We start from the raw sequence: 11,490 nt of genomic DNA on the forward strand, positions 1-11,490 counted from the left end.
GCGGGACCCTGTCTGCCCAGGGTCCCGCACCGCCCTTGATCACGTCCGGCAGATGTGCTCACGGGCTGCGGCCCGCGCGGCCCGTTCCCCGGATCGTGCACCGCCCTCGGGTGACGCCACGGCGCAAGCGCCGTCGATACCGCGCGGCCCAGCCCGGCCCTGCTGACCGTCTCCACCAGCAGCACGGCCCCGGCCTGGGACACCACCGCCCACAACTCACCGGCGCCGTCCGAGACGCTCTGGGCAACGGCTTCGGCACCGCGTTCCTGCTGTGTGGCGTGGCTGCCGCCGTCACTGCGGCACTCACCGCCTTCGGCATGATCGGTCTCCACACCCGCGATCCCGCCGGGGACGAGGTGCCTTGGCCCGCGCCACCCGGCCACGACCGCAAGCGGGAACCGGCTGCCGACGCCGCGCATCCCTGCCCCCGTACCCGCACGCGCTCCGCGGGCCGTGGTGGTCGCCGGGCATCACGCCTCAGCTTCCCGGCGATGGTCCCCCTGGAGGCAGTCGATCGTTCATCTGAGCCCGTCAGGAGGGGGGCCTCGTACGGCACGTGGAAGTCGGCTCAGCGCACAGCCATCAGCAATCGGTTGTCGAGGTTTGCCCAAATGACGCCGACCTCGGCGAAGCCGGCGTCGCGCAGTGTGCTTGCGTGCAGGTCGAGACCGGGCCGCCGCTTGACGGCCTGGTGCCGGCCGGCGCCCTGACGCCGTTCTTCGAACGGAAGCCGTTCGGCGCTCGGAAGCGAGTCGGAGTAATTCTCCAGGGCGGTCCACCACTGGTCGTAGTCTTCGCTGCCTTCCGCGCTGAACGCTCCGCTCCAGCGCTCCTCCTTGATCGTGGATGCCACCCGCTGAAGTGTCGGCTGGTGCGCGTCGAACGCCATGTGGTCGCCGTTGAGCAGGACGGCGCCAGGAGGCAACACGTCGGCGAGTTGACGGTACAACCGCACCAACTGGTCTGCGGTCAGCCAGTGCAGGGCTGTCGTTGTGAGGACGGCGTCAACCGGTCGGCCGGCGAGCAGATCGATCCAGTTGGGGTCCGTCACGTCCGCGCGCAGCAGTGTCAGCCTGCCCTCCACATCGCCGATGGTTCGTGCCGCCAGCTCAAGCAGCACGGGGTCGAAGTCGATTCCGATGCTGCGCGAGCGTGGGTGCAGGGACAGGAACCGCTTGCTGAGAGAGCCGGGGCCGCACGCGAGGTCGAGTATCGTGCAGTCCTCTCCCCGAAGCATGGTGGTGACCGTGGACATCACGTCAAAACGTTGTTCACGTACGGGTAGATAGGCTGTCTGCTGCTTGTCCCAGCGCTCGGTCCAGTCCTCCCAGTTCGCTGTCTGGCTGGTCCCCGACTGCGATGTCATGGTTGCTCCTTGTCGAGATGGCGCAGTGGCCCGCTACTGATTGACGTCTTGATCTGCCCGGTCCGGTCCCTGCCCACTGTCCGTCGGCTCCGGGCCTGGGCCATGCGGAGTGAAGATGAGATGCGCCTGGCCGCGAATCGTGATCCGGTCGATGCCGATTCCATAGACCGGTTCGAGTACGCGCGGTACGAGCACCTCGTCCGGCGTCCCGCAGCAGGCGACCTGTCCGCCGTCCAGCAGGACGAGTTCGTCGCAGTACCGTGCCGACAGATTGAGGTCGTGCAACACGACCACCGTCGTCACGTCGAGACTGCGGACGAGCTGAAGGATGTCGTGCTGATAGCGGATGTCGAGATGGTTGGTCGGCTCGTCGAGAAGCAGATGCCGGGCGTCCTGGGCGAGGGAACGTGCAATGAGCACCCGTTGCTTCTCTCCACCGGAGAGTGATCCGTAGCTGCGCTCGGCGAGGTGTCGCGCGCCCACGCGGCGCAGTGCTGCCGCGGCCTGGGCATGGTCGGCTCGGCTCAGGCGGTCGAACCCGGAGCGGTGGGGAAGGCGCCCGAGCAGGACCATCTCCCGCACCGTAATGGGAAGCTCACCGACGGACTCCTGTGAGACCACGGCGATACTGCGCGAAACCTGCTTCACCGAAAGGTCGCCGATCGGTGTGTCGTCGACGCGGATCAGCCCGGCGCCGGGTTTGAGCCCGGCATAGAGCGTGCGCAGAAACGTGGTCTTGCCGCTCCCGTTGGGGCCGATCAGCCCCAGAACATGTCCCGTCGATGCCTTCAGCGCGACATTTTTCAGGATGCTGGCTCTGGCGTAGGCGAAGGACACTCCTTCTGCGGTGATCATTTCGCGGTGCCGAATTTCCGCGCAAGGCGCTCCGCGCCTGTGACCGTCAACTGTGTCGCCGGATCGGCGTAGAGATAGAACTCAGGCATCAGTGAGTTGGTCTTGACCGCGGAGAGGTCCTCGGTCCCGGCCACCTGAAGGAGCTTTCCCCTGTAGGACGACGGATCACCTGTGGACAACAGGATGAGCACATCGGGGTCCTTGGCCAGCAGCGATTCGGTCGAGACGGAGAACACCCGTGACTTCGCCGATCCGAATACATTGACCAGTCCGGCCGCCTGCAGCTCCGCATTGACCATCGAACCGCCGCCGTACGCCTCGATGAGCCCGGCCGACTTGCCCACGTACAGCGCGGCGGCCGTGCGAGACGTACGCTGGTAACCGTTTCTCACTGCGGCGATACGGTCCTTCAGTTGGGCCACCCCGGACGTCGCTTGCGCGCGTCGTCCGAAGAGTTGGCCATAGAAGGAAACCTGATCGTAGACGTTGCCGAATGACACTGGTTCGACTGTGGCGCCGCGGTCGCCTCCGCCGACCTCGCCGCAGAAGGACGGGTTGACGACCAGGGGTATGCCGGCCTGCTGAAGGCCCGCGCGAGTAACCGTCGTTGTCTCGTACCCGATGACTAGATCCGGCTTCTGACTGATCACGCTCTCCAGCGACGCCTGTGCTCCACCACCGCCGGCGACCCGGCTGTTGAGGTTGGGTATCTTGGCGAGCGCCGCGTCGACGGAGCTGCCGAAGATCCCCGTGGGATAGTCCCCGATCTTCGCTACGACCTTGCCCAGTGCGCCTACGCTCGCGAGCAGCGGTACTTCTTCGTCACCGAGGAGCACGACGCGCTGTGGCGGACTCTTGATCGTCACTTTGCGGCCACAATTCTCGACGGTCAGTGGGAAACCGGTCGCCGCGGTCGTACCACTGGCCCGACTCGAGGAGTCCTGGGCCGAGGAGTCCGTACGACTCGATCCGCATCCGGCGACAAGCAGTGTGACGACGGCCAGGGCAGCAAACACGGAACATGGCTTTTTCGCCATGCGGGCGATCTCCTCATTCGTGAGTTGGCGGTTCCAGCCCGGCCCTGCGAGGGGGCTGCTGGACTGAGCGGTACGGACGGGTTGCGCGGTGGCCGCGTGCCCCAGGCGGGCTTGCCACCTGCACGGACGCCCAGGTCAAGGAGTAAGGAGTACGGAGTACGGATCGAACGTGCACTGCGGCATCGACCGGGCCAAGCGCCCCCGCGACGTCGGGCGACCCCCTGGCCCTGGCCCCGGCCGGCATCCTGCGCGTCGCCAAGAACGACCGGCTGATCACGGCCGGGGTCGTTCGGGCCTTCGCCGCCCTGAACGCCTCGCCCGGAGCCGACGCGCGTCACCGCCATCACCAGGACACCGGGAACTGGCGCGCCCAAGCCTGGCGGCACCTGTTCGACCGGCTCCTCCACCGGCTCCGCCACTGCCCGCGGGACAGGCAAGTCTTCGGCGAACAAGAGGCGTTCAGCTCCTTCTCGACGGACCTGGCCGTCGCCGCTCGACTTCCTCAGCACGTGTGATACCTCTCCGAGGTGTTACGAGTCGGTCGCAGGCTGGAAGTGACGCACAAGTGTCAGGAGGAACGGCACGCCGACGAAGGCGGTCACGATTCCTATCGGCAACTCGGTCGGCTCGATCACGATTCGTGCGATGGCGTCGGCGACAACCAGGAAGATCGCCCCGATGAGCCCGGCGATGGGAATGACCCGCCGATGGCCCGATCCGACCAGACGTCGGGCGAAATGAGGCACGACCAGGCCGACAAACCCGATGCCCCCGGAGACGGCGACCGCGGCGCCGACGCCCAGCGCGACAATGACAAGCAGTTGCGCACGCAGGCGCGTTGGTGAGATCCCGAGCGTTCGGCAGGTGTCGTCGCCGATGGCCAGCGCATCGAGCCTGCGGCCCCACAGGGTCAGCAGCGCAAGCATCGCGATCACCACGATCGTCACGGCCCACAGGGAGGACCACGCTGCCCTGGTCAAAGATCCCAGCAGGAAGAACAGGACGGCCTGGGTCCCGGCCTGGTCCGACGCAGGGGCAGCGAACAGCAAGAAGCTGGTGAGCGCTGAGAGCGCGTATCCGACGGCAACGCCGCCCAACAGGAGCCGCACGGAGGTGACACGCCCGCCGATTCGAGCGAGGAAGAACACAGCGACTGACGCCGCGAGAGCTCCGGCAAAGGCGGTGAGGGTCAGTGAGTAGATCCCCGCGCTGACGCCCACGCCGAACAGGATGAGTGCGGCGGCACCTGACGACGCTCCCGATGTCACACCGAGCAGATACGGCTCAGCCAGCATGTTCCGCACCATCGCTTGCAGAGCGGCCCCTGCGGCGGCGAGACCTCCTCCGACGAGAGCGCCCAGAATCACCCGGGGGGTTCGGATCTGCCAGACGATGGCGTTGTCGGACAAGGGCCATGTCGATTGGCGGGGCCATCCGAAGAGATGGTGCAGGATGATGTCCGCGACCTCTGCCGGGCCGATGACCACCGGGCCGATGCCGACAGCCAGCGTCATCACGACCAGCAGTGACACGGACAGACCGATCATCCAGCCGGCGGCGCGGCGACGGTGCCGTGCCGCGTCGAGGTCATCCTCCCGCCGCCCGGCCTCGTCAGTGCTTGCGACGCGATCGGCAGTCAAGTACCCCATCTGTTACCGATCACGACTCCCCTTGTCCACACGCGTCACAGCGATCACGGATGCCACCAGTGCTGACATCGCCAAGCACCCCCGCAGGGCAGGGTTGACGGCCGAGCGCGACAGTATCTTTATTGCGAATAAGTCGCAATAGCGCTACCCATGCATGGGAGCCGCGGCGTCGACGGTCGGCGGGCTGGTCGACGGGCTGCGGAATGACCGCGCGGATACCGCGTCTGCGCAGGTGGGCACGGATCGCGCGGGAGGAGTATGCCTTGTCGGCGGGCACCACCTCCGGTGTGATGCGCGGGCGGCCGACCGGCCTGGGCACCCGCAGGCGGTTCATGACCTGCGTGAACGCGGGTGCGTCACCGGCCCGGCCGGGGGTGAGGACGAAGGCGAGGGGCCGACAGCGGCTGTCGGCGGGGAAATGGACCTTCGTGGCCGGCCCGCCGCGGGACCGTCCGAGGGCATGGTCGTGCGGCTCGCCTGCCGGAGCCCCTTTTGACGAGCCTCGGCGGCTCCCGCGTGAGGACCCCGTCGCCACAGTCCCGCGGGAGCGGCCGGATGCCGGCCACGTGGCGCTCGGCGCGTCAGGGCGGGTCAGGGCGGGAACTCGCCCGTCACGCTCGACGCGTCAGGGCGGGCTCAGAGCGGGAACTCGCCCGTCAGTACGGCCGAGGCCAGTTCGACCCGTGAGCGGTGGCCGGTGCGGCGGAAGAGTCTGCTGAGGCGGCCCTCCACGCCCTTCTCGCTGCGTCCCAGCACGGCGGCCAGCTCCCGGTTGGTCAGGCCCTCGGTCACCAGGGTGGCCAGCAGCCGGTCGTCCTCCGAGCTCGTTTCGCCGCGGCCCGGCACGGCGACGTGGCGCTCCCGCATCACGATGCGCAGCCGTGCCCGGCGAAGCAGCGCGCCGAGGTCGCCGTATAGCTCGTACGCCTCGCGCAGGAGCGCGGCGTCGGCCACGTGGTGCCGGACCGTGGCGACGATCGTGTCCGCCTGTTCCAGCGGCTGACCGCGCCGGCGCGCGGTACGCAGCGCCTCGGCCCCGGCCCCCGGGTCCCCGTGCACGACGGCGGTGGTGAGCAGCCGGAACAGCCGGGCCCTCCCCGTCCCCGTCAGCTCGTCGACTCTCGTGACCTCGGCCAGGCAGCTCTCCGCCCCCTCCCGGTCGCCCGCGGCCAGCCGGCAATCCGCCTTGCGCGCCCACAGTTCGTCCGTGCCGACGAGCATGCCGCGCTCGACGGCACGGCGCAGCCCCTCCTCGACGGCCCGGTCGGCCCGGCCCGTCTCTCCCAGCGCGAGTTCGAGGTCGGCCTCGGGCGCGGCCAGCAGGTGCAACAGGACGGGCTGCACGGTGCGCGCCCTCGCGAGTACCGCGCGGGCCTGGGTGAGCCGGCCGCACGCGCCGAGGATGCGGCTCGTCTCCCGGCACATCAGCGTGTGGCTGGGCAGATCGCCGACCGAGGAGTCCATGACCAGGCCCTGCCTGGCCAGGTCGAGCGCCCTGTCCCACTGCCCGGCCTGGCTGTACGTCACCACCCGGTCGGGCAGGGGCCGGTATTCGGACGGCAGCCCGTGCTCACCCAACAGCCGCATCGCCGAGCCGAGTTCACCGAAGGTCAGCGAGGTTCTCGCCAGCGTGGACAGCCGCTCGAACCGGTGCCGCCTGCCGCTCTCCCACAGTGGCCAGCGCGCCGGGTCGGCGAGGGCGCGTTCGAAGGCCGCCGGCTTGCCCAGATAGGCCGAGACGCACTCCAGGATCAGCTGGCCGAGCCCGGCGACGACAACGTTGTCCGCCGTCCAGACGTCACGGGTCGCCTCCAGGTGCCCGGCCGCCTCGCGCCAGCGGTCCAGATGGCCGAGGGCCGTGGCCCTGGCCACGATCCTGTTCCCCTCGCCGCCCGGCAGCGAACGCCAGCCGTCCGCGCAGATCTGGTCGAGCTTCTCGGTCTGGAAGGTGCCCGCGAGGGAGGCTATGTAGATCAGCTCCGTTTCGAGCAGGTCCTCGGGCGAGACGTTGCGGGCGTGGCGGGAGAGCACTTCCCCGGCGCTGCGCAGGGCGTCGGTGAAGCGCAGGTGGATGCAGCAGGTGGCGGCGTGCGCGAGCAGCGCCCTGACACGCCGGTCCGGGTCCGTGGACAGATCGGCGGCGGCCCGCAGCCAGCGTTCCGCGAGCCCGCCGTCGTCCAGCATGGCGGCGGCCCCCCGGGCGAGCAGCTCTCCCGCGGCCCTGCGCGAGTTGACGAACCGCCCCGCGACGACCAGCTGTTCGGCGAGGTACGTGCCGTCCGCCGCGGCCTTCCCCGCCCAGATCGCGGTGACGGCGAGCTGCGCGAGCCTGCGCCGCTCGTACTCGCCGAGGCAGGCGGTGAGCGCGGCGGGCAGGAGCGGCAGGCGGAACCGCCAGTGGGCGGCGCCCCGTTCCGCCCGCAGCACACCCTCGGCGCACAGCAGCGCCGCAACGGCGCGTACCTCTTCCTCGCCGGTGCCCACGGCCTCCGCGACCAGCGGGGTGGCGGCGGCGCCCAGCGGATGCAGCACGGCAAGTGCCTTGGCCACCAGCCAGACCGGCTCGCCCAGCCCCCGCAGGTACTCGACCACCGGCAGGCCGACGGGCCGCTCGGGCGGGCGGTCGGGCGGTACGAGGTAGGCGAGCCGGTCGTAGACCCGCAGGGTTCCGCTCCTGCGGGGGCCGCCCCCCGCGGCGAGTACGGCGGCGGGGATGCCGCGGCAGTAGTGGTGGAGGTGCGACGCCAGCGGCCCCGAGGGGCCGGCCTGTAACTCGTGGGCGACCAGGGCGCGTACGGCCGACTCGCCCAGTGGCCTCAGGTGCACGTTCTTGACGAGTCCCGCGGCGCGCAGCCGCCCCAGCAGGTCCCGGTGGGGGCCGAGGCCGCGCGGCGCGCGGGAGAGGGCGCAGACGAAGGAGACCGGCCTGGTCGCCAGCATGCGCACCATCGGCAGGAGCAGCGCGAGGGAGTCGGCGTCCGCCCACTGCACATCGTCGATGAGGACCACGAGTTTGTCCCCCGCGATGATCGCGGAACGCAGCTCGGCGGCCAGGCGCTGGGTGGGCGGGCCGGCCGTGTGCGCCTGCCGCTCCGTACCCAAGGCCCGTAAGCGGGAGTCCAGTTCGGCGGAGAGCCGCAAGGCGAGGGAGAAGGGGCGGGAGCGTTCGGCCGGCATCAGCCGCAGCGTCACGGTGTCGAAGGCGAGCGCCCGCAGCCCGTCCTCGACGGCCGAGAGCACCGAGGTGCGGCCGACGCCGATCGGGCCGTCGAGCAGGACGAGGGGGGCGGCCTCGGGGGCCGTGGCGGTGTCGATGAGCCGCGCGACGGTGTCCTTCCGGCCGAACAGCACGCGCCGCGGCGGTCGGCCGGCTTCGGCCGCACCGGCCGAGTCAGTGATCACTTTGTCAGTATGCCCACGCCAAGTCGCTCTCGACACAGGTACTTTGGGCAGGCATCCTGCCCTGTCGGGGCAGCCGCACAGGCCGGAGGACTCGTGCGGCCCACGGCGGCCGCCCACCATGTGCCCACACGCGAACCTCCCGGCAGGCCGGCTGCGTCCTGCCTGCCGGCGCGTCGGAGGAGGAGACCGATGTCCACGGTCAGGGACCGCACCGCGATACAGGGCAGGGACGACGAACTCGGCTTATTGAGCAGAGCGTTGGCAGACGGCGCGCCGAGCCTCACCGTGCTGCGGGGACCGGCGGGCATCGGCAGGACCTCGCTGCTGGCCACGGTGGGCAGGACGCTGTGCGCGGAGGGGTGGCGCGTGCTGCCCGCGCGCCCCGCGGGCGACCGCGCCGACACCTTCGGCGCCACGGCGCTGGTCCGTGCCGTACGCGACCACTTCGAGCAGTTCGAGGACGCGGGACTCGCGGACGCCCTCGGCTCGGTGGCCCGGGCGGACGCGCTCGGTCCCGTCGGACGGGCGGACACCTTCGGTCCGACGGCCCGGGCGGACGCGGCGGATGGGCCGGTGGGCGCCGGCTGGGACCCGGGGACGGTGGCCGCGTTCGACGTGCTGTTCGGCCGGCTCGCCCGGCAGGGCCGCGTCGCCGTCCTCGTCGACGACGCGCAGGACATCGCCGAGCCCGCTCCCCTGCTCGACGCGGCCAGAAGGGCCGGCTGCCCGGTGCTCGCCGCCGTCCGCGAGGAGGGCGCGGCCCTCTCGCGCGGGCTGGTCGAACTGCTCTCCACGGCCGACCGGGTGGTGGCCCTGGGGCCGCTGGCCGACGACGTCGCGGAGTCGCTGGTGCGGCGCGCGGCGGGCACGCGTCCCGACGAGGCGGTACCGGTGGCGCTGCGGGCGGCGCTCGGCCCGCTGTTCACCCGCCCCGGCACCCTGCTGCGGACCGTCGCCGCGCTGCGTGCGAACGGCCGGCTCGTGTCCCACCGCGGGCGCACCTGCCTGCGCGACCCCGCCCGCCCGATCGAACTCCCCGCGGACGACCACCTCCTGCGCCGGGTCAGAGGGCTCGGCGACCTGGCGGAGCGCCTGACGGCGTCGGTGGCCGTGTGGGAAGGAGCCGCGGTGGACGACCTGACGCTCCTCGCCGGCGTGCTCGGGGCCCGGCCCGACGACTGCGGCCGCATGCTCGACACCTTGGTCGACGCGGACGTGCTGGTCGTCGACGCGGAAGGGCGGGTGCGCTGCCGGTGCCCGGCGCTCGCCGCCTCCGCGGCCCGCTGGTCGCAGGACGGCCGGGGCACCGTTCTGCACGCGGAGCTCGCCGGGCGCCTGCTGGCCGGGGGACGGCAGTACGCCGGGGCCGGCCTCGAAGCGCTCGGTGACCATGTCGCACTCGGTGGAACGGCCGTGGCGCTCGACGCGGAGACGGTCCGCCGACTGCTCGCCATGGCGGCGGCCGAGGCGAACGACCAGCCCGAGCGCGCGACGCTGTGGTGCGCCGCCGCGCTCAACCGCCTGCCGCAGGACGGCTCCGCGTACGCCACCGGGCTGGCCCTCCTGGTCGACCTGGTGATTCGTACCGGCAGGTACGAGGTGCTGCGCGGTGTGCTCAGCAGGTACGCGGAGGGTGGCTGCGCCGCGGGGAACCTGGCCCAGATGCGGCTGGCCGCCGTGCTGCTCGCCCTGCACACCGGTGAGCCGCCCGAGGAGGAGCCCCTGCGGGCTCTGCTCGACGAGGAGCTTCCCGGCCGGGAGCCGCTCAGCTTCTCGCTGTGGTGGTTCGGCCACCGTCTGGCTCCCACGGCGGGCAGGCCGGCGCCGCACGGACCGGTCCACTGGGCCGGCGGCGACGCCCCGGTCAGCAGCGAGGAACTGGAGCTGCTGAGCGCCGCCCTGTACGGGAGTTCCGAAGGCTGCGAGCGGCTCTGGCACCCGCCGGGCCGTGCGGCGGACACGCCGGACCAGCGGCGGCTGAGGGAGGCGGCCTCCGTGGTCGACATGGCCGCGGTGGCGCGGATCGTGGCGGGTCCCCGCTACCGGCTCAGACCCGACGGGGTGCTCGGCACCTACCACCGGGTGGTGCGCGGTTACGGCTCGGGGGACTGGCCCGGGGCCCACTCCGCAGTGCGTGAGCTGGAGCTTTCCAGCTCCGTCGAGACGCTGGCGCACCACGCGGCCCGGCTGTTCGCGGCCGACATGTGCGCCGCGCGCGGCGAGTTCCGGCAGGCGGCGGAGTGGCTGGCCGACGCGGCCCCCGTGCCGCGGCTCGCCGCCCTGCGGATCTGGGTGCGTGTCGGCCTGTTCGCCAAGAGGGGGGAGAGCCGCGAGGCGATCGAGCTCGCCCGCCGGGCGGGACGGCGGCTGCGGGCCGCCGGGCTCTACGCCGGGCTCGACCTGCTGCTGACGCGGGCCGTGCGGACCGCGGTCGACGCCCGGGACCACGAGGGCGCCTGCGCCCTGCTCGACGAGATCGAACTCCTGCACAGGGACGGCGCGCGCGTGCACGCGACGGACGAACTCCGCCTCGCGCGCGGCCTGGTGCGCGGTGACCTCGCCGCGACCCGGGACGCCGTCGGCCTGGCCAGGGAACGGGGAAGGAGCGTCCCCGCGCTGCTCGAATCCTGCCTTGCCGTCGCGCGGCTCGCCGACGATCCGCGGCCCTGGCTGCGGGAGGCGCACGAACTGGCGACACGGTGCGGCGCGTCCCTCCTGATCAAACAGATCCGGTCGCTGAGCCGCGAGCGCGGGGTGTCGGCGCCCCCGGCCCCCCCCCCCCGGGGGGCGCGGGGGGGGGCCCCCCCGCCCCGGGTGGGACAGCACGGCGCGGGCCGGACCAACCCGCAGCAAGCGCGGCCGNNCCCGGCGCCCCCCCCCCCCCGGGGGGGGGGGGGGGGGGGGGGGGGGGGGGGGGGGCGGCCCCCGGGGGGGGGGGCGGCGCGCGCCCACGCCGAGCGGCGCGTCGTGGAACTGCTCGGCGAGGGCCTGACCAACCGGCAGATCGCGCTGCGGCTCGGGATGGGCGAGAAGACCGTGGAGCAGTACCTGACACGCCTGTTCGCCAGGACCGGCTGCCGCTCCCGGGTCGATCTGGTGGCGGCGGCCCTCGCGGGCCGGCTGGTCCCGGTGGAGCCCTGAGGGCCGGAGGGACGCGAGGGGACGCAGGGGGACGCAGGGG

Annotated in this window: 6 protein-coding genes and 2 pseudogenes; 1 reads left to right on the forward strand and 7 read right to left on the reverse strand. The window is 71.9% G+C overall.

What is annotated here, in order from left to right:
- From LCE31_RS28855 to LCE31_RS28885, 7 genes and pseudogenes are all read right to left on the reverse strand, one after another.
- Positions 1–419: pseudogene (locus LCE31_RS28855) on the reverse strand (hypothetical protein); the annotation flags it as partial.
- A gap of 149 nt (positions 420–568) precedes the next feature.
- Positions 569–1,366 (reverse strand): class I SAM-dependent methyltransferase, encoded by a 798-nt coding sequence (locus LCE31_RS28860; protein WP_225019380.1) that lies wholly within the window; start codon positions 1,364–1,366, stop codon positions 569–571.
- 33 nt (positions 1,367–1,399) lie between these two features.
- The gene (locus tag LCE31_RS28865; RefSeq protein ID WP_225019382.1) at positions 1,400–2,221 is read right to left on the reverse strand and encodes an ABC transporter ATP-binding protein; all 822 of its coding nucleotides are present in this window, start codon (positions 2,219–2,221) and stop codon (positions 1,400–1,402) included.
- Positions 2,218–3,258 carry an ABC transporter substrate-binding protein gene (locus LCE31_RS28870; RefSeq protein WP_225019384.1) on the reverse strand — a complete coding sequence of 347 codons (1,041 nt, stop codon included), beginning with the start codon at positions 3,256–3,258 and terminating at the stop codon, positions 2,218–2,220. Before LCE31_RS28870 ends, LCE31_RS28865 begins: the two co-directional genes overlap by 4 nt.
- Before the next feature lie 530 nt (positions 3,259–3,788).
- A complete protein-coding gene (locus LCE31_RS28875) occupies positions 3,789–4,898 on the reverse strand; it encodes a FecCD family ABC transporter permease (protein WP_225019386.1) in 1,110 nt (369 codons plus the stop codon).
- A gap of 169 nt (positions 4,899–5,067) precedes the next feature.
- Positions 5,068–5,382, reverse strand: a pseudogene (locus LCE31_RS28880) (transposase); the annotation flags it as partial.
- A gap of 161 nt (positions 5,383–5,543) precedes the next feature.
- Positions 5,544–8,309, reverse strand: a complete 2,766-nt coding sequence (locus LCE31_RS28885; RefSeq protein WP_225019388.1) for an ATP-binding protein — start codon at positions 8,307–8,309, stop codon at positions 5,544–5,546.
- A gap of 189 nt (positions 8,310–8,498) precedes the next feature.
- Between LCE31_RS28885 and LCE31_RS28890 the strand changes: the two genes are divergently transcribed.
- A complete protein-coding gene (locus tag LCE31_RS28890; RefSeq protein WP_225019390.1) occupies positions 8,499–11,450 on the forward strand; it encodes a helix-turn-helix transcriptional regulator in 2,952 nt (983 codons plus the stop codon).
- The last annotated feature ends 40 nt before the right edge of the window (positions 11,451–11,490 follow it).

Source organism: Streptomyces sp. 8L (genome assembly GCF_020176795.1).
Taxonomy (GTDB): Bacteria; Actinomycetota; Actinomycetes; order Streptomycetales; family Streptomycetaceae; genus Streptomyces.